A 19,027-nucleotide genomic window follows, 5' to 3' on the forward strand; every position below is an offset into this window, starting at 1 on the left:
CGCCATGGACATTCAATCGATACTGCAAGCCCTCGAGGACACCCCGGTCGCCGCCCAGATCAGAGAGTCGGGTTCCATTTTCCCAAACCTGGAGTCGGTGCATGTGATCGGCATCGCCCTCGTGTTCGGGACCATCGCCGTCGTCGACTTGCGCCTGCTCGGCGTCGCCTCCCATCGCCGAAGCGCGCTACGGCTGATCCGGGAACTGCTGCCATTCACCTGGGTTGCCTTCGCAGCCTGCGTGATCACTGGCCTGCTCATGTTCGCCTCCAATGCCACCACCTATGCGCAGAACAGCGTTTTCTGGTGGAAGATGGGGCTGTTGGCGCTGGCCGGCCTCAACATGGGGATATTCCACCTGGGCGCCTATCGCCGGATCGACGAGTGGGACACCACCCTGCCGCCTCCCAGCCAGGCACGTATCGCCGGATTCAGTTCGCTGACACTGTGGGTGAGCGTGATATGCCTTGGCCGCTGGATCGGGTTTGTCTGATGGCTCACCTGTCACGAACCAGCCTCGGCGATAACGTAAACGGAGCGGTCCATGTCGTGCGTCCGGCTTCCAGCCGCTGGGAATCGCTGGCCCTGCTGTTTGCAGCCCTGGCAATCATCGCCAGCGTGACAGGTTATGTGCTGCTGCGCCCACAGCACGCCGGCCCACCGACACCCTTGAGCTGGCAGGTGCGCTCCTTCGATGGCCTCGGTGCAGTCGACCAGGCCATCCACAGCGCCCTGCTGCCCGCCGGTGAAGAAATCATCTGGAACAATAACGACACCGGCGGTTGGATCACCCTGGAGCAAGCCCAGAAGATCTTGCTGCCGCCGTTCTACCGAGACGCCTTCTGGAAGACCAATGGCGAGGTGCATTGGCAGTTGATTTTGCCGGGCACCCACCTGCCTCATGCTGGTTCCGTCGATGATCACGACGACGCCGACGCCCCCGCGCCGCCGAGCCCCAGCGACGTCTCGAAAGCCACCCAGGGCCAGGGCGCCACGGTCTACTACGGCTCCGCCGGTCGCGCGCCCGGCCAGAGCGCCTACCTGCTCGTCATTGGGCACGCCCATGCCGGCGTCATGTGGGCCAACCAGGCCACGATCTGGATCCACCGCGACCCGAACGCACCTTACCCAGGCATCGTCAAGCCCGAATCGCTGGTCGGCCAAGGTTGGCGCCAGGTCATTCCTTACGACGGTGCCAGCGAAGTCGAACGTGTAAAAGGAAACCAGCCATGACCGTTTCTACCAGACGCCGCGCACTGTGGCGCAGCTGCCTTGCGCTGCTGGTGCTGATACCTGCCCTTGCATTCGCCGGCCCGACAGCGCCCTTGGACAAGAAGCTCAAGATCGGCGTCACCCTGCACCCCTACTACAGCTTCGTGGCGAACATCGTCGGCGATCGGGCCGAGGTCGTTGCGCTCATTCCGGCGCAAGCGAACCCGCATAACTATCAGCCGCAGCCCGACGACATCACCCGCGCGATGACCCTCGATGTCTTGGTCGTCAACGGCATCGGCCACGATGAGTGGGCCTTCCAGATCATCAAGGCCGCCGGTCGCGGGACGACGTTGCCGATCATCCAGGCCAATGCCTCGGTGGCCCTCATTCCCATCGGCGGCGACCAGGATGGTGCCAAGGTGGTCAATCCGCATACCTTCGTTTCCACCACAGCGGCGATACAGCAGGTCTTCGAGATCACTCGCAGGCTGGGGGAGCTGGACCCACACAACGCTGCTGCGTATCGACAGAACGCCCTGGCCTATGCCGCGCGCATCCGCGCGCTGCGGGCCGGTTTCATGACCCGCTTCGCCGCGCTGGATTTGTCTTCCTTCCGCTGCGCGACCACGCATGCCGGCTACGACTACATGATGCAGGAGTTCGGCCTGTTCGTGAGCGCTGTGATCGAGCCCCGTCACGGCGTCGCGCCGACCGCGCGGCAACTGGCTAACACCATCGACGCAATCAAGAAGGCCAATGTGAAGGTGTTGTTCGCCGAGAAAAACTTCTCCCTCGATCTCGCCAAGCCTATCGAGGCCGCCACCGGCGTGAAGGTCTTCTCGCTGTCTCATATCACCGGCGATACCTACAGCGCGGACGAATTCGAGGTGGCGATGCGCGAAAACCTCGAGACCTTGGCCGAAGCCGTTGAGTTCATGCAGCGATGAAGGAGAAACAAGCGATGTGCGGTCCCGCCATAGTGTTCGACAACGTCTCCCTGCGACTGGGAGGCACGCAAGTGCTTGAAGACGTCAGTTTTCGGGTGGAAGCCGGGGCGCTGCACTGCCTGGTCGGCCCGAACGGTGGCGGCAAGACTTCACTGGTGCGTGCGCTGCTGGGCCAGATGCCGCATTCGGGAGCGGTCCGCTTCGAGGGCCAGGTCACGACCCCCGTGGGCTATGTCCCGCAATTGCCGGACTTCGACCGCAACGTGCCGATGACGGTCAACGATCTCATGGCCCTTCTCGGTCAACGCCGGCCGGCCTTCCTGGGTGCCAACCGATCCGCCAAGTCGGCCAATGCCGAGGCCCTGTCTCGTACCGGCATGGCCGGAATGGGCACCCACCCCTTTGGCAGCCTGTCCGGTGGCCAGCGCCAGCGAGTATTGCTCGCCCAGGCGATCAGCCCGGCGCCCTGGTTGCTGATCCTCGACGAACCGACTGCCGGCATCGACGAATCGGGGGTGCGACTGGTGGAGGCGCTAGTGGCCGAGTTGCACGGCCGTGGCGTCACCATTCTGTGGATCAACCATGACCTGGAACAAGTCAGGCGCATCGCCCAATCGGTGACGGTTATCAACCGCAGGGTGCTGTTCCATGGCGCCCCCGACCAAGTCGCTTACTCGCTGGAGGGGGCCCAATGAGCGCCCTGTACGACTTCATTCGCAACCACCTGCAGGCGCTCGCCGCGAGTGGCATCCTGCCGCAGCCGTTCGAGTATGAGTTCGTGATCAACGCCCTGCTCTGCGCAGTGCTCATCGGCCCCCTGCTGGGCGTGCTGGGTACGATGGTAATGATCAAACGCATGGCGTTTTTCAGTCAGTCCGTCGGCAATGCGGCGATGACCGGCGTCGCCATTGGCGTGCTGATCGGCGAATCCTATACGTCCCCCTACTTCTCGATGTTCGGCTTCTGCCTGCTGTTCGCGCTGACGCTCAAGTACACGCAGCATCGCACCACGTTGGCCAATGACACGCTGATCGGTGTGTTCCTGTCCATCTCCCTGGCGGTCGGCGCCTCGTTGTTGCTGTTCGTGTCGGCAAAGATCAACACCCACGTGATGGAAAGCGTGCTGTTCGGCTCGATCCTGGCGGTGGACTACACCGACATGAACGTGCTGCTTGGCGTAACGGCGCTGTGTGCCGTGCTCGGACTGCCGCTGTACAACGGCATGTTGTTGGCCAGCCTCAATCCGAGCCTGGCCCATGCTCGCGGTGTGCGGGTGCGAAGCGTCGAGTACCTGTTTGTGGTGCTGGTCACCCTGGTGACGGTCGCTTGCCTGAAAATCATCGGCGCCGTGCTCGTCGAAGCCCTTCTGCTCATACCGGCGGCAGCAGCACGCAACATCAGCCACTCGCTCCCGGGGCTGGTCGCACGCGCCATCCTGATTGCGACCTTTTCCTGCGTGGTGGGGATCCTGGCGCCGATGCAATTCCACATCCCCGTACCAACCGGCGGGGCAATCGTGATAGTCGCCGCCCTGGTGTTCGTCGTCACCACCGTCATGCGCGCTACCGCGTCCCGATTCAGGGGGGCCAGCGTATGAATAGGAAAGGGTTCTACAGGTCCTGGCTGACGATGCTGGCACTGTTGCTGGGCCTCCCTTTTTCGGCCTTTGCCGATAACGCAAGGCAGCAGGTGCTTGTCGCACTGCCTGCCGTGTATGCGCTCACCTCGGCACTCAGCGAGGGCACGACCCTTGAGGTCGTCCGTCTTCCGGCGGAAGCTGCGGTGCCCATGGAAAGCCAGGCCAACGCGCTGTCACGCCTGGACGCCAAGGTGTTCCAGCAAGCCGAAGCCGTGGTCACCCTCAGTAGTCTCTGGCGTGCCGACCCGCTGTATGCGACGGCGCGCCGCCACAATCTGCGGATCATCGAGATCGATGCCTCGCGCTCATGGGACACCGTTAAACCCAGCGTGGCGGTGACCCGCGTACCGTCGAGCGACGTTCCCTGGGCCGCGGCGAGCGATGTCGAAGAGGGCCCGTCGCCGTATGCCTGGCTCGGTCCCGTCAACGCCATGCGCATGTCGGCACTGATCGCCACCGACCTGGAACGCCTGGCCCCCGCCGATGCGCCGCGAATACAGCACAACCTCGCCGCACTTGAAGACCGTTTGCGCCGGCTCAAGGCTGACTACGGTACCCGCCTGACGGCGGTGCCGGATCTGCGCGTGCTGTCGCTGGCCAATGAGTTCATCTACCTGTTCGGCGAATTCGGCGTCTTTGTCGACGGCTGGTTCGTCCGACAGGACATCGACTGGAGCGACCCTGACTACGCCGCGCTGACCCATTACCTGCGCGAGCGCGACATTCGCGTGGTGGTCCACAAGTGGGCACCGGACGCCAAGATCGTCAAAGCCATCGAGGACGGGGGCGCGCGGTTGTTGGTACTCGATACGGGCAACCCGGGAATACTCGCCGACACGGCCAACGGATACGAAGCGCTCCTGGGCTCGAACCTGCAAGCCTTGCTGGCGGCCTTCGCCGCGACGAGCAACGACAACACGAGAGGCGACGGCCAGTCGCCTGCCCAATGATCGATCTTGACGGCGAGGCGTTATGAAACCCATAGGTTCAGCACTGCGAATAGCGATGGCAGGCGCTCTGGCGTTCTGCCAGGCGACCTTCGCCCATGGTCCCGTCTTCGATTGCTACATCGAGGGCGATAACCAGGTGAAGTGCGAGGCGGGCTTCACCGATGGCAGCTCGGCCAACGGCAGAAAAATCCATGTCCAGGACCCAAGCAACAAAGTGTTGCTCGAAGGCGAAGTCGGCAAGGACAACACCTATACGTTCCAGCCCCCCACAGGAAACTACTCCGTGGTGTTCCTCGGTGGCGCCGGCCATGAGCTCACGATTCAGTCTTCCGACATTTCAAGGTGAAAGCGACCATGACGTTCAAACGAAAACTGCTCCAAGCCCTTGCCGCTACGACATTCACTGGCTTGGCCGGCGCTGCGCATGCCCATTTCCAGATGCTCTACGTGGAAGAAACGGCGCTGCAGCGTGCGGAAAATCTCGAGTTCGCGCTGGTGTTCACCCACCCCTTCTCCGGCGGCCCCACCATGGCCATGGGTACACCTCGCGCCTTCAACCACATCAGCTCCCACGGCGGGGAGAAAATCGACCTGCGCAAATACTTGCGTTCCATCGAGTGGCAGAGTCGCGACAACCGGACGCCGGCCTATCGTGCCTCGATTCCACGGGAGTTGGTGCGTTCACTGGGTGACCATATCTTCGTACTCGAACCCGAGCCTTACCTGGAAACTGAAGAAGATGTCTACATCCAACAGTTCACCAAGTTGATCGTGAACGTGGGTGGAGTCCCCGGAAATTGGTCAGAGCCACAAGGGTTGCCGGTGGAGATCCAGCCACTGAACAAGCCTTATGCCAACTGGACGGGAGGTGTGTTCCGCGCGGTGGTGCTGGCCGATGGCAAGCCTGTTCCGTTCGCCGAAATCGAAATCGAATACGTCAACCATTCCGTTGATCTCGAAAAAAACGCTTTCGGCCAGCAAGACTATGTGACGGCACCTCAAGCATCATTCAAAGCCCTGAGCACCTACGCGGACGCCCAAGGCATCGTGACCATTGGCCTGCCCCGGGCCGGCTGGTGGGGCATCGCGGCGCTCGACATCGGTACAACGAAGACCCACATGGGCAAGCCCTTGTCGCAAGACGCAGTGTTGTGGGTGCAGGCCAGAGACATGAAGTGATCAACAGCACCCCAGGGCGCCAGTGTTTACGCTGAGATGCCGTCATGGGAATCGGCTCGCCGAAAGAATCAGGCGTTCACATCCACGACGGTGCGCCCGCGAACCTTCCCTTCCAGCACCCGACCGGCGATTGCCGGAACTTCAGCCAGGCCCACGACTTGGGTGGTGCGGGCAAGCTTGTCCACGTCAAGGTCACGCGCCAGTCGTGACCATGCTTGCACACGGGCACTCTGGGGCGCATTGACAGAATCGATACCGGCCAGGGTTACGTTACGCAGGATGAACGGCAGCACCGACCCTGGCAGATCTGCCCCCTGGGCCAAACCGAAGGCGGCGACAACCCCCCGGTATTGGGTCTGTGCCAATGCATTGACCAGGGTATGACTACCGACAGAATCGATGACGCCCGCCCAGCGTTCCTTGCCGATCGGGGCGCCTGCCTCGGACAGGGTCCGACGATCGATGACCTGCGCCGCACCGAGCTCGTGCAGGTAGTCGGCTTCCTCTTGCCGCCCGGTCGAGGCGATCACGCGATACCCCAGGCCCGACAACAGCGCGATCGCCACCGAGCCGGCACCGCCACTGGCACCAGTCACCAGGATATCGCCGCGCTCGGGGCTCAGGCCGCCATGCTCCAACGCCAGCACGCTGAGCATTGCCGTGTAGCCCGCAGTGCCGATGGCCATGGCTTGCTGGGTTGAAAATGCTTCTGGGACCTTCACTAGCCAGTCGCCACTCACCCGCGCTTTCTGCGCGAAGCCACCATGGTGGGTCTGGCTCAGCCCCCAACCGTTGACCAGCACCCGATCGCCGGCCGCGAAACCGGGATGGCTGGAGGTCTCGACGATACCGGCGAAATCAATGCCCGGGATCAACGGAAACTGGCGAATGACCGGCGAACGACCACTCAGGGCCAAGGCATCCTTGTAGTTCACGGTCGAATACTCAATCACAACGGTCACGTCGCCCGGCATCAGGTCCTCGTCCTGGAAGTCGACCAGGTGGGTCGCGATTGCATCGCCGGGTTTGCTTGCGAGCAGAGCCTTGAATGTCATTGTTTTTCTCCGGTTCGGATGAGCGGGTTATCCGCTCCCGCTTGTAGACGCCTCAGGCAAACAGGTCAGTATGCCTTTTGAGTATCGAGCTGCAGCGACTTACGGATGCCTGCATCCGCTGCGCAGAAGCATCGCATGAATTGCAGCAGACCGGCTGCTTTGCCAGCGGGCGTGAGGTTGCCAGGCCCGAAGGCCCGGCGCCCTTTCAGATGGCCGCGGCCAGATGCTGGAGATGCTCATACCCTGCTGCTTTGGCGAAGAGGGGCAGGCTCCAGATGACGCCATTGGCTCCCCACGCGCCGTCAGCCACGTCGTGCAGCACGATCGAAGTCACCAATTGGCGTTTGTCATCGACAGGCAGCGCTTGCGTGAAAGCGCCGTGCATCAACTCGACATAGCTGGCCCTTGAGACCGCATCCAGTACCCCGGCCGGTACGTAGACCATGGCCATGCAGGGCAGCATTTGCGAGGTCACATCGACGGAGCCACAGGTCCAACCTCCAGGCTCAACCTCCTCGACAACCACCCAACACAAGAATCGCTTCTTCGGATCGTCCGCAATCCGCTCTGCAAGGGCGGCGGCCGCGTTGATGCGGCGGACCAAGGTCGATCGCGCTTCACCAGGGAAAGAACCCTTCGGTATTTTTAAAAGGACATTAGGCATGAACCGCTCCAGTGGTTGAGGTGTACGGCATTAGGCGCTGAGAAGCTGTAGGCTTACAGTGTCCGATATGACTCCTTTCAGGCCTTTTAAGACAATGCACGATTTCACCCTCCTGGTCCTTCCTGGGGCCTATGCGACCAGCGTCGCGGCAACCCTGGATATCTTGAATGCCGCAGTCACGCTAGCGCCACGGCTTAAGGTGACTCGTCCGACCTGGCGCATCGTTTCTGCGCACGGCAAGTCGGTCGCGTTGAGTGGTGGATTGAGCGTCGAAGCGACACCGATACCCCGCGCAGTGCTCACCGATCAGAGCACCTGGATCGTTCCGGGGTTGGGTGTCGAGAGTGCCCATGACCTAGCAGGACGGCTGGCGAGCGACGCTGGGCACCGCGCGATCGAGGCCGTCAAGGCGCATGGAGCTCACGGCGGCTCAGTAGCGGCATCGTGCACGGGGGTTTTTCTGCTGCAGGCTGCGCAGTTGCTCATGAATCGCCGAGTGACAACTTCATGGTGGCTGGCCGCAGAGTTGCGCCAACTCGAGCCACGCTGCGTTGTCGACGTGGATCGGATGGTGTGCGCCGATGGCCCGGTCATAACGGCGGGAGCGGCCTTCGCGCAAACCGATTTGATGCTTCATTTGTTGCGGTCGCGCTTTGGAGCCCCGCTGGCGGACGAAGTGGGTCGTGTGCTCTTGATTGATGGTCGCCAGGCTCAGTCACCGTTCATCGTTCCGATGATGCTTTCCAACGGCAACGAGTTGATTGCTCGCCTGACCCAACGCATCGAATCAGCGTTGCCGAACCTTCCAAGCGTGGCCGCACTGGCGGATGAATTTGCCATGTCTACGCGAACGCTCTCACGGCACGTGCAGGCAGCCACGGGCAAGAGCACGCTGGCGCTTGTGCAAAGCGTGCGGCTCAATCGAGCCCGCATGTTGATCGAGACCAGCCGGATGACGATCGAACAGGTCGCGGCGCAAGTCGGTTACGAGGACCCCACCGCCCTGCGCCGGTTGATGCTGAAAGTGTTCGGGGCCAACCCGAGCAAGTTCCGGTTGGCGCTGATGGAGGGTTGAGCGGCATCCTCTGCTTGCGAAGAAGATGCCCTTCCAGTTAGAACCAGGTTTCCATCTGTATGCCGTATTGCCACACGCCGCCTGCGTTGAAGTCAGACTTGCCGAAGGAATCCGCGGTGCTGTATCTGTCCAGATCCGAGGACCAGTCCATGACACTGGCAAACACACGCAGTTCGGGGCGTGTGAGAAGGTCCCCGAAATCAGGCTTGAAGGTCGGGGCAACCGTGAACTTCCAGAAGTTACCGTTGACCGCATTGCGTTGCATGTAGCCCTTGGGATCGAGGTCCATGGTCTGCCAGCTCATCTCGTAGGCCATCTCGAAATTGCTGTTGATTTCATTGGCCAGGCGCACGTTCAGTGTCATCCAGCGGTAGTCATCGCCTTTGACGTATCGATCCTTGCTCTGTTCGGCCAGTAAACTGGGACCGATGCGCCAGCCGGGAGCGATAGGTGTTTCACCGTAGAGCGCCAGGCGCAGTGCGCGGGCATCGTCGATCAGTTCGCCATCCGCGCCAATGTTCTTGACCTCTGCCCCCAGGCCTTGCCCGTAGAGCAGCGCCGCCTTGGTGAAACCTTCCCTGCCGAAAAAGTTCTTCTGATGGTTGGCCACCATGCTGTGCAAGCCCGAATCGGCAGGCGTCAGGCCCGCTTCATTGCTACGAGTACCGATGTCGTTTTCCTTGGCACCGATGGCGTTGAACATCCACTGCCACTGGCCATTGTCGAAAAACTGGTTGGAGGTCAGGACGTAGCTTTCCACATCGGCATTGACGCCGCCCTCACTGAACTCGCCGTAGTTTCGTCCGATCAACGAGTAATTCGAGCGCCAATTCTTATTCATCTGCACGTCGTAGATTCCGCCCCCGGTGCCAGCCAGGTAGACGACGTCCGAGTCCAGCCAGTGAATATCGAAATTGTCTCGATCGAAACGCTTGCCTGCCCACAGGGTGGCGTTTTCAAACACCGAGTTTCCCTTGAAGGCAGCGATATGATCGAGTTCGGTAAACACCTGGCGCACGTTCAGGTCGCTTTCGTCGGCAGTCCAGTCATTGGAGCTTTCCACGCCATCGGCGATGGATACCGTGAATTTGGAACGGGTGCCGTTCTGCGCGTACATTTCTTTGGACAGATCGATGCGCATGTAGGTGTCGTCCTCGTTACCGAGTCGCCCGACAGCGCCACCGACAGAGCCGGCCGGAGTGGTATAAGGACCGCCGCGACCACCGCCCAAGCCATCATTGACCAACAATCCGGAACGAGCGTAACCCTTGAAGCTGAACCCATCCGTGAGGTGTGCGCTACTGCCCTGCTTTTCCATGCTTTGCTGGCGGGCTTCGAGGTTTGCCAACCGCGTGTCCAGCGTGGGGTTCGTAACAGTCGCCGTGGACGCCACAGGTTGGATGGCAGGCGTGGCGCGTTTGAGTTGCTGCAGCTCCCTGGCCAGCGCCTGGGTTTGCTGTTCGGCTGCGGCGGCGCGCTTTTCCGCTGCGCTGGCACGGGCTTCGAACGCAGCCATACGTTCTTCCAGCGTCGCAGCTTGAGAGGTGGCCGCCGAGGTGCCGAGCACGCCTGCGAGAAGCCAGCTTGATGCTTTCTGCATGTGGATTTCCCTGTTTTGTTTTTATTTTTTTGTCCCGCGACTGTCTTTTCCCTTGGCTTTTGGATTGTCCAAGAACCGCGAAAAAAAGGATGCCTCATCGCAAATACGCTGCTACATTTGGCGATGTTAACGTTAACTTTTCTAAAAACAAAAATAAAGAGGGCTTTATGAAACAGCTCAAAACGCTCCTTCCTGCTGCGCTGCTCGGCCTTTGTGTCGGGCTTCCATCCCTTTCGACTGCCGCCAATCTGACGATCTCCTGCGGTGCGGTGGGGGCTGAATTGCAACTGTGCAAGGAGGCTGTCGAGACATGGTCGAAGCAGACCGGCAACAGCGTCGAAGTGGTGTCCACGCCTAACTCGGCGACCGAGCGGTTGTCGTTCTACCAACAGATCCTCAGCGCCCAGTCCAGCGACATCGACATCATTCAAATCGACATGGTGTGGCCGGGGATGCTGGCCAAACATCTGCTGGACCTGCGCGAGGTGCTTCCCGCCAACGCGACCCAGGGCTACTTCAAGGCCCAGGTGGATAACGCCACGGTAAACGGACGGCTGGTAACCATGCCGTGGTTCACCGATTCGGGCCTGCTGTATTACCGCAAGGACTTGCTTGAGAAGTACCACAAGCCGGTGCCGCAGACCTGGGAGCAAATGACCGCTACGGCCAGGGAAGTTCAACAGGCCGAACGCAGCGCCGGGAACGCCAATGCCTGGGGTTACGTATTTCAAGGTCGGGCCTACGAGGGCCTGACGTGCAATGCGCTGGAGTGGATCAGCAGCCAACCGCAAGGCGGGCTGGTCAATTCGCAAGGCGACATCGTGGTCAACAGCCAGGCCTCAAGAGCGGCGTTGACTCTGGCGAAAAGCTGGGTGGGCGACATTTCCCCACGCGGTGTACTCAATTACACCGAGGAAGAAGGACGTGGCGTATTCCAGTCGGGTAATGCGCTGTTCATGCGTAACTGGCCGTATGTCTGGGCCTTGGTGCAAAGCCCGGACAGCGTCGTAAAAGACAAGGTCGGCGTCGCACCCCTGCCCCGCGGTGGCGAGACGGGCACCCACGCGTCCACCCTCGGTGGCTGGGGCCTGGCGGTGTCGCGCTACAGCGCCAACCCCAAGCTGGCCGCAGAATTGGTGAGCTACCTGAGCAGTGCTCAACAGCAGAAACATCGTGCCCTGGTCGGCGCCTATAACCCGGTGATCGAGTCGCTTTATCAAGATCCCGAGTTACTCGCGGCGATGCCTTACTACAGCCAACTGCACAGCATTCTCAATGACGGGGTCATGCGCCCCGCCGCCATCACCGCCGATCGCTATCCACGGGTCTCCAATGCGTTCTTCGACCAAGTCCACGGCGTGTTGGCGGGCGAGCGGCCTGTCGAGCAGGCGCTGGCCGAACTGGAAAGCGAACTGACGCGCATCAAACGCCGGAACTGGTAAGCCACAAGGAAGGAAATCACCATGTCTGTCTCCACTACCCTGGCCCCCGATGATGAGCTGTTGCTCACCCGGGAAACGCCGGTACAACGCCGCCGGGTTCGCGCCGCCTGGCTGTTTCTGACACCAATGTTGCTGTGTCTGGCCCTGGTGGCGGCGTGGCCGCTGCTGCGCACATTCTGGTTCAGCCTGACCGACGCCAGCCTGGCGGACACCGGTGATGCAACCTTCGTGGGCTTGAGCAATTACCTGTTCCACAGCGGCTCCGGCTGGTCAGGCATCCTGGTCGATCCACAATGGTGGAACGCCGTGCGCAACACCCTGCATTTCACCGTGGTCTCAGTGGGATTGGAAATGGTGCTGGGGCTGTTGGTGGCGCTGCTGCTGAACGTCAAGTTCACCGGACGCGCCCTGGTGCGGGCATTGATTCTGATTCCCTGGGCGATACCCACCATTGTCTCGGCGAAGATCTGGTCATGGATGCTCAACGACCAGTTCGGCATCATCAATCATCTGATGCTGGGCGCCGGCCTGATTGACGCGCCCCTGGCCTGGACGGCAGACGCGGACCTGTCGATGTGGGCAGTGATTATCGTCGACGTCTGGAAGACCGTCCCGTTCGTCACGCTGCTGATGTTGGCGGCCTTGCAGATGTTGCCGGGCGATTGCTACGAAGCCGCCCGCGTCGACGGCATTCATCCGCTGAAGGTGTTCTGGCGGGTCACGCTGCCACTGCTGATGCCGGCGTTGCTGGTGGCGGCGATCTTCCGCATTCTCGACTCCTTGCGGGTGTTCGACGTCATCTATGTGCTGACCTCGAATTCGTCGAGCACCATGAGCATGTCGGTCTACGCCCGCCAGCATCTGGTGGAGTTCCAGGATGTTGGCTACGGCAGCGCGGCCTCGACCCTGCTGTTTCTGGTGGTTGCGGTGATCGCCATGGCTTACCTGTACCTCGGACGCCGTCAAATGGAGGTTCGCTCATGAGCCCGCGCCTATTGAAAAAAGCGCTGCTGCGCGTCGGATTCTGGTGCCTGATCGGGATTTTGCTGCTGTATGCGGTCTTCCCTTTCTACTACGCCATCGTGACTTCACTGAAGTCATCCAGCGCCTTGTTCCAGGTGAGCTACTGGATCGACAACCCCGACTTCTCCAACTATGCCGCCGTGCTCCACCAAGCCTCGTTCCTGCGGGCGATCGGTAACTCTCTGGTGGTTGCGCTGAGTGTGGTCGCGCTGGCGCTGTTCCTCAGCCTGACCGCCGCCTATGCCTTGGGCCGGGTGAAGTTTCGTGGACGTGGCACGGTGCTGATGCTGGTCCTTGGCGTGTCGATGTTTCCCCAGGTCGCGGTGCTGTCGGGGTTGTTCGAGGTGATCCGTGTCCTGGGACTGTACAACACGTCCTGGGCGCTGATCCTGAGCTACACGATTTTTACCCTGCCCTTCACCGTCTGGGTACTGACCACGTTCATGGGCCAACTGCCCCATGAACTGGAAGAGGCGGCGATCATGGATGGTGCCTCACCCTGGGTCACCCTGACCCGCGTGCTGTTGCCGCTGCTCTGGCCCGCGCTGGTCACCACTGGCCTGTTGGCGTTCATTGCCGCGTGGAACGAGTTCCTGTTTGCCCTGACCTTCACCCTCACCGACACGCAACGCACGGTGCCGGTGGCCATCGCCCTGATTTCCGGCGGCAGCTCCCATGAGTTGCCTTGGGGGCTGTTGATGGCCGCTTCGGTGCTGGTCACCGTCCCATTGGTGATTCTGGTGCTGATCTTCCAGCGCCGAATCGTTTCCGGCCTCACTACCGGCGCGTTAAAGGGTTGATGCCCAACAAAGACAAGAAGGAACAGCATCGTGATCAAGTTGAAACTGGACAACGTGAACAAACAACTGGGCGGCATGCGCATTCTTCGCGACGTCAGCCTGGAAATCGCCGCGGGTGAATTCGTGGTGTTCGTCGGTCCTTCGGGCTGCGGAAAGTCGACCCTGTTGCGACTGATCGCCGGACTGGACTCCATTTGCGCCGGCGACCTGCTGATCGATGGACGCCGGGTCAACGACCTGGAACCGCGCGAGCGTGGCGTCGGCATGGTGTTTCAATCGTATGCGCTCTACCCGCACATGAGCGTCTACGACAACATCAGTTTTGGTCTCAAACTGGCCAAGACTGAAAAGACCAGCCTGCGTGAGCGTGTGCTGAAAACCGCGCAAATCCTGCAATTGGATAGACTGCTGCAACGCAAGCCCAAGGAGTTGTCGGGCGGACAGCGCCAGCGCGTGGCCATGGGCCGGGCCATGGCGCGGGAGCCGGACATTTTGCTGTTCGATGAGCCGCTGTCCAACCTGGACGCCTCGTTGCGGGTGCAGATGCGTAACGAAATCGCCCGGCTGCATGCCCGATTGGGCACGACCATGATCTACGTCACCCACGACCAGGTCGAAGCAATGACCCTGGCCGACAAGATTGTCGTGCTCAATGGCGGTCGTATCGAGCAGGTCGGCTCGCCACGTGAGCTCTATGAACGCCCGGCCACGCGCTTTGTCGCCGGTTTCCTGGGGTCGCCCAGAATGAATTTTCTTCCAGCGTTCCTGCACACGCCTGGCGAAACCAGCCTGGTTGAAAGCCTCGTATTGGGGAAGGCTTCCCTGCCCTTCGACAGCTCGGGCCTGGTGGCGGACACGCAACTGAGCCTGGGGATCCGCCCGGAACATGTATCGCTCAAGGCAGCGCAAGGCAGCGCTGGCGTCGCCGTGACCGTTGTCGAATACCTGGGCAGCGAAACCTATGTGCACCTCGATACCGGTCAGCAAGAACCGCTGATCTGTCGTTGTGAGGTCAACGCCGGATGGCGCGTGGGAGATCGGGTCGAATTGCAGCTGGAGACCGATAACCTGCACCTGTTCGATGTCGACGGCAGGGCCTTGAGCCGCCCCCCAAAAGCCACTGAAAACCCGTCGGATGACGCCATCCTGCGCTCGGTACGAGCAGGCGCCCTATGACTGTGTCTGTAAATGCCATGAGTGCTCCAATGTCCGCAGCCCTTGAACTTGCGCAGCAGGCGCTGAAGGATGGCCTGTCTCGCGTCATCGACGCCTATCGCCCCGATTATCATCTGGCCCCACCGGTGGGCTGGATGAACGACCCGAATGGCGTGGTGTACTTCCAGGGCGAGTATCACGTGTTCTATCAACACCACCCCTTCGATGCGAAATGGGGCCCGATGTATTGGGGGCATGCCAAGAGTGCCGACCTGGTCCATTGGCAACACCTGCCCATCGCGCTGGCGCCGGGCGATGACTTTGACCGCGACGGTTGCTTTTCCGGCAGCGCGGTGGTGTGTGGCGATACCCTGGCGTTGATCTACACCGGGCACACCTGGCTGGGGGAAGTGGGTGACGAACGCCAGATCCGTCAAGTCCAGTGCCTGGCCACCAGTGTCGACGGCATCCGGTTCGTCAAGCACGGCGCCGTCATCGAGACTGCGCCGCAAGACGCGATCATGCACTTTCGTGACCCCAAGGTCTGGAAGGAAAATGACCATTGGTACCTGATTGCCGGCGCCCGTCTGGACGATACGCCGCTGCTCCCGCTGTACCGTTCCACGGACCTGCACGCCTGGGAATTCCTTGATTACGTGTCCAGCGGCAACGAGGGCGATGGCTACATGTGGGAGTGCCCGGATCTGTTCCAACTCGATGGCCGCGATGTACTGCTGTACTCCCCCCAGGGCATGCAGCCCGAGGGTTACGACCGGCTCAACAAGTACCACACCGGTTATCGAGTAGGCCAACTCGACAGCGAATGGCATTTCAGCGGCGGGCCGTTTATCGAACTGGATAACGGCCACGATTTCTATGCCGCGCAAACCTTGGTGGCCGCCGATGGTCGGCGCCTGGTGTGGGCCTGGCTCGACATGTGGGAAAGCCCGATGCCAAGCCAGGCTCATCACTGGTGCGGCATGCTCGGACTGCCACGCGAGCTGCAATTGCATGCTGATCGCCTCAGGGTATTCCCGGCCCGGGAACTGACGGCGTTGCGCAAGGCGCCGTTGCCAAGCACGCCTGCGTGGGGTGAATCAGGCAGTCGGTGGGTACCGCAAGTGAATGGCGACAGGCTCGAGATCCATGTGCAGCTGGATTTACTCGACTGCACCGAAGGCACGCTGGGCATCGCCCTGCGCTGCAGTGCCGATGGCGATGAATACACCCTGCTTTACTACGATGCGTCACTGCGGCGCCTGGTGCTCGACCGCAGTCGTTCGGGGGCACAAGTGAGCGGTCAGCGCAGTGTGGCGATCGACCGGGGGCAAGAGCATCTGCAACTGCGTGTGTTTCTGGACCGCTCGTCCATCGAGGTGTTTGAGGAAAGCGGGCGCTTCAGTCTCAGCAGCCGCATCTACCCTCAGCCCGACAGCCTGGGGGTGAAGTTGCTCGCAAGCGGGACTGGCGGGGACGTCTCCATCACCCACGCATGGCCTTTGGCCTCGGGGTGGCTATGAGCATCGTCATTCGAGTCGCGAGAAGCCCGGGCCCTGTGTCATGATTCTGCGTCAACCTGACTGGCCGCACCTCGCATGACTTCAGTGAAAGACGTTGCACAGCTGGCCGGCGTGTCCCTGATGACGGTTTCTCGAGCGCTCAATACCCCGGAAAAACTGAGCCCCGAAACCCTCCAGCGGGTGCGTCGCGCCATTGACGAATTGCAATTCGTACCGAGCCTGTCGGCGCGCAGGATGCGCGGCGACAACCTCCAGGCGCGAACCATTGGTGTGTTCGCACTGGACACCGCGACCACCCCCTTCGCGGTCGAGCTGCTGCTGTCCATCGAACAGACCGCGCAACAAGCGGGCTGGAATGTCTTTATCCTCAACTTGCTGAGCAACCCGCCCACCGACCAGAACATCGACCTGATGCTGTCGCACCGTCCCGACGGGTTGATCTTCAGCGCCATGGGGTTACGCCAGGTGAGCATTCCCGAGCGGTTGAAAAGCAAACCGCTGGTGCTCGCCAATTGCCTGGCCGATGACAGTCGCCTGGTCAGTTACGTGCCCGATGATGAAGCGGGGCAGTATCGAGCCGTGCATCATGCGTTGAGCCAAGGCTATCGGCGCCCGCTGTGCATCAATCTGCCAAAACAGAGTGTGGCCTGGAGCCTGCGCCAGGCAGGCCTGCGGCGTGCCTGTCAGGCATCCGGGCTGGCGCCTGAAGCCCTGCTGCAATACGACCTTTCTGATCACGATGCCTATGGCGAAACCGCTGCCATCCTCGACCGGCACATTATCGAGGGTCGCCCCCAATTCGACATCCTGATCTGCGGCAACGACCGCATTGCCTTTTGTGCCTATCAGCTGTTGTTGGGACGCGGCCTGAAGATTCCCGAGGACGTCGCCGTGCTCGGCTATGACAACATGATCGGTATCGCCGAACTGTTCATCCCGCCACTGACAACGGTACAGCTGCCGTACTACGAGATCGGGCGCCAGGCGGCCCGACACCTGATCGAAAGCCTCGAGGTGTCGGGTGCCCAGCCCGTGGATTGCCCGCTGGTGGTCAGGGCGTCGGTATAAACTCAATGGCTCAGGGGGATCCCTCCCCCATGCCTTGGATTTACCGCAACGGGACGCAAGGCCGCTTTATCAAGCGACCAAGTCATTGGCGGTGAAGGTGTTGACACCCACTAACTGGATCTCGAAATCCGCTCCCAGATCGCCGTTGACGTTGCCGGAAAGCACTTGATCGACGAAGCGCAGTTGCCCTGCACCCGTGAAGTCATTCGAATCGATGAAAGTGAACTTTTCAAACAGCAGCGTCGGGGCATTGGCATCCAGTTTCGACAGGTCAACCTTATCGCCCTGAAGTCTGCTGAAGTCGAAAATAGTGTCGCGGGCACTTCCCAGGCCCAACTCATTCAAGAAGCTGAAAACAAACCGGTCGGCGCCATCGCCACCGGTCATGGTGTCAGTACCCATTCCGCCGTTCAGCGAGTCATTGCCGGCACCGCCGTTGAGTTGATCGTTGCCTGCCCCACCGGTTAATACGTTGTTCCCGGCGTTGCCGGTCAGCACGTTGTCCAAACCGTTGCCGGCGCCATTGAGGTGGGCAGCGCCGGTTAGCGTGAGATTCTCCAGGTTGGCGCCCAGGCTCCAGCTCACCGAAGAGCGCACGGTATCGATTTCGCTGGCCAGGGTGTTGGTTTCGCTGACGATGTCCTTGAGATTGTCGACGATGTAGGTGTCGTTGCCGGTACCACCGATGAGGGTGTCGATACCGGCACCACCGTCCAGGGTGTCCGCACCGTCCAGGCCATTGAGCACGTTGGCGCCGGCGTTGCCGATCAGGCTGTTGTCCGAAGCGTTGCCGACCAGACTGAGGGCGGCGACGCTTAACAGTTGTCCATCTTCGACGTTGGCGGACAAGGTATGGCTCACCGTCGTGCGCACCAGGTCGCGGCCTTCGTTGGCGAGCTCAACGACGCTGTCGCCGAGGTTGTCGAGCATATAAATGTCGTCGCCGGCACCGCCGATCAGCGTGTCCCGCCCGACGCCACCGTTGAGCAGGTTATTGCCGGCGTTACCGGTCAGCACGTTGTTCAGCGCATTGCCGGTGCCATTGAGGTGGGCGATGCCGGTCAGCGTGAGGTTTTCCAGGTTGGCGCCCAGGCTCCAAGTCACCGAGGCGCGCACGGTATCGATTTCGCTGGCCAGGGTGCTGGTTTCGCTGACGAGGTCCTTGAGGTTATCGACCACATAGGTGTCGTTGCCGGCACCACCGATCAGGGTGTCGATACCCACACCGCCGTCCAGAACGTTGGCGCCGGCGTTGCCGGTGATGCGGTTGTTCAGTGCGTTGCCGGTACCGTTGATGCTGCCACTGTCGCTGAGGGTCAGGACCTCAAGATTGCTGCCAAGGGTGTAACTGATCGACGAGATAACGCTGTCGATTTCGGTGAGCGAGGCGCCTCGCTCGATGATCGTATCGCCGAGGTTGTCGACCACATAAGTGTCATTGCCCACGCCACCGTCGAGCTGGTCGCTGCCAGCACCACCATTCAATACGTTGTTCCCGGCGTTGCCGGTCAGCACGTTGTCCAGGGCGTTGCCGGTGCCATTGAGGTGCGCGGTGCCGGTCAGCGTGAGGTTTTCCAGGTTGGCGCCCAAGCTCCAGCTCACCGAGGAGCGTACATTGTCGATTTCGCTAACCAGGGTGCTGGTCTCGCTGACAACATCCTTGAGGTTGTCGACGATGTAGGTGTCGTTACCGGT

19 protein-coding genes are annotated in these 19,027 nt (G+C 61.1%); 15 read left to right on the plus strand and 4 right to left on the minus strand.

What is annotated here, in order from left to right; all coding sequences use genetic code 11:
* The first annotated feature begins 4 nt into the window (after positions 1-4).
* The 8 genes from ACWNZ1_RS09090 to ACWNZ1_RS09125 are packed head-to-tail and all read left to right on the plus strand — an operon-like array spanning position 5 to position 5,930.
* The gene (locus ACWNZ1_RS09090) at positions 5-493 is read left to right on the plus strand and encodes a DUF6644 family protein (RefSeq protein ID WP_135845591.1); all 489 of its coding nucleotides are present in this window, start codon (positions 5-7) and stop codon (positions 491-493) included.
* The gene (locus ACWNZ1_RS09095) at positions 493-1,233 is read left to right on the plus strand and encodes a DUF6162 family protein (RefSeq protein ID WP_265072071.1); all 741 of its coding nucleotides are present in this window, start codon (positions 493-495) and stop codon (positions 1,231-1,233) included. Before ACWNZ1_RS09090 ends, ACWNZ1_RS09095 begins: the two co-directional genes overlap by 1 nt.
* Complete coding sequence (locus ACWNZ1_RS09100; protein WP_256452932.1) at positions 1,230-2,162, plus strand: metal ABC transporter solute-binding protein, Zn/Mn family; 933 nt, start codon at positions 1,230-1,232, stop codon at positions 2,160-2,162. The genes ACWNZ1_RS09095 and ACWNZ1_RS09100 overlap by 4 nt, the downstream gene beginning before the upstream one ends.
* A gap of 14 nt (positions 2,163-2,176) precedes the next feature.
* On the plus strand, positions 2,177-2,857 hold the full coding sequence (locus tag ACWNZ1_RS09105; protein WP_238346624.1) for a metal ABC transporter ATP-binding protein: 681 nt from the start codon (positions 2,177-2,179) through the stop codon (positions 2,855-2,857).
* On the plus strand, positions 2,854-3,759 hold the full coding sequence (locus ACWNZ1_RS09110) for a metal ABC transporter permease (protein WP_256452934.1): 906 nt from the start codon (positions 2,854-2,856) through the stop codon (positions 3,757-3,759). The genes ACWNZ1_RS09105 and ACWNZ1_RS09110 overlap by 4 nt, the downstream gene beginning before the upstream one ends.
* On the plus strand, positions 3,756-4,751 hold the full coding sequence (locus ACWNZ1_RS09115; RefSeq protein WP_256452935.1) for a metal ABC transporter solute-binding protein, Zn/Mn family: 996 nt from the start codon (positions 3,756-3,758) through the stop codon (positions 4,749-4,751). Before ACWNZ1_RS09110 ends, ACWNZ1_RS09115 begins: the two co-directional genes overlap by 4 nt.
* A 55-nt stretch (positions 4,752-4,806) precedes the next feature.
* Positions 4,807-5,097 (plus strand): hypothetical protein, encoded by a 291-nt coding sequence (locus tag ACWNZ1_RS09120; protein ID WP_238346627.1) that lies wholly within the window; start codon positions 4,807-4,809, stop codon positions 5,095-5,097.
* An 8-nt stretch (positions 5,098-5,105) separates the two neighbouring features.
* The gene (locus tag ACWNZ1_RS09125; RefSeq protein WP_456027571.1) at positions 5,106-5,930 is read left to right on the plus strand and encodes a DUF4198 domain-containing protein; all 825 of its coding nucleotides are present in this window, start codon (positions 5,106-5,108) and stop codon (positions 5,928-5,930) included.
* Between the two features lie 68 nt (positions 5,931-5,998).
* On the opposite strand, the gene acuI is transcribed toward ACWNZ1_RS09125, so the two are convergent.
* Both acuI and ACWNZ1_RS09135 read right to left on the minus strand, forming a co-directional pair.
* Positions 5,999-6,985: an acrylyl-CoA reductase (NADPH) gene (gene acuI, locus ACWNZ1_RS09130; protein ID WP_265072072.1), complete on the minus strand. Its 987-nt coding sequence runs from the start codon at positions 6,983-6,985 to the stop codon at positions 5,999-6,001.
* Positions 6,986-7,190: 205 nt separating this feature from the next.
* Entirely contained in the window at positions 7,191-7,649 is a 459-nt protein-coding gene (locus tag ACWNZ1_RS09135; RefSeq protein WP_178084261.1) for a tautomerase, read from the minus strand.
* Between the two features lie 94 nt (positions 7,650-7,743).
* Here ACWNZ1_RS09135 and ACWNZ1_RS09140 point away from each other — a divergent pair, with 94 nt between their 5' ends.
* Complete coding sequence (locus tag ACWNZ1_RS09140; RefSeq protein WP_265072073.1) at positions 7,744-8,724, plus strand: GlxA family transcriptional regulator; 981 nt, start codon at positions 7,744-7,746, stop codon at positions 8,722-8,724.
* Positions 8,725-8,761: 37 nt separating this feature from the next.
* Here ACWNZ1_RS09140 and ACWNZ1_RS09145 read toward each other — a convergent pair whose 3' ends face one another.
* Positions 8,762-10,324 (minus strand): carbohydrate porin, encoded by a 1,563-nt coding sequence (locus ACWNZ1_RS09145; protein WP_135845601.1) that lies wholly within the window; start codon positions 10,322-10,324, stop codon positions 8,762-8,764.
* A 167-nt stretch (positions 10,325-10,491) separates the two neighbouring features.
* On the opposite strand from ACWNZ1_RS09145, the gene ACWNZ1_RS09150 reads away from it, so the two are divergent.
* From ACWNZ1_RS09150 to ACWNZ1_RS09175, 6 genes are all read left to right on the plus strand, one after another.
* Positions 10,492-11,766: an ABC transporter substrate-binding protein gene (locus tag ACWNZ1_RS09150; RefSeq protein WP_135845602.1), complete on the plus strand. Its 1,275-nt coding sequence runs from the start codon at positions 10,492-10,494 to the stop codon at positions 11,764-11,766.
* A 21-nt stretch (positions 11,767-11,787) separates the two neighbouring features.
* Positions 11,788-12,750: a carbohydrate ABC transporter permease gene (locus tag ACWNZ1_RS09155; protein WP_135845603.1), complete on the plus strand. Its 963-nt coding sequence runs from the start codon at positions 11,788-11,790 to the stop codon at positions 12,748-12,750.
* Positions 12,747-13,589 (plus strand): carbohydrate ABC transporter permease, encoded by an 843-nt coding sequence (locus ACWNZ1_RS09160; protein ID WP_135845604.1) that lies wholly within the window; start codon positions 12,747-12,749, stop codon positions 13,587-13,589. Before ACWNZ1_RS09155 ends, ACWNZ1_RS09160 begins: the two co-directional genes overlap by 4 nt.
* Positions 13,590-13,619: 30 nt before the next feature.
* The gene (locus tag ACWNZ1_RS09165) at positions 13,620-14,765 is read left to right on the plus strand and encodes an ABC transporter ATP-binding protein (protein WP_256452938.1); all 1,146 of its coding nucleotides are present in this window, start codon (positions 13,620-13,622) and stop codon (positions 14,763-14,765) included.
* A complete protein-coding gene (locus ACWNZ1_RS09170) occupies positions 14,762-16,264 on the plus strand; it encodes a glycoside hydrolase family 32 protein (protein ID WP_178084262.1) in 1,503 nt (500 codons plus the stop codon). The genes ACWNZ1_RS09165 and ACWNZ1_RS09170 overlap by 4 nt, the downstream gene beginning before the upstream one ends.
* A gap of 75 nt (positions 16,265-16,339) precedes the next feature.
* Entirely contained in the window at positions 16,340-17,332 is a 993-nt protein-coding gene (locus tag ACWNZ1_RS09175) for a LacI family DNA-binding transcriptional regulator (RefSeq protein ID WP_456027572.1), read from the plus strand.
* A gap of 69 nt (positions 17,333-17,401) precedes the next feature.
* Here ACWNZ1_RS09175 and ACWNZ1_RS09180 read toward each other — a convergent pair.
* Positions 17,402-19,027: calcium-binding protein (locus tag ACWNZ1_RS09180; RefSeq protein ID WP_456027573.1), on the minus strand; the 1,626-nt coding region annotated here is incomplete at its 5' end.

It is taken from the genome of Pseudomonas sp. CFBP 5748, assembly GCF_053850495.1.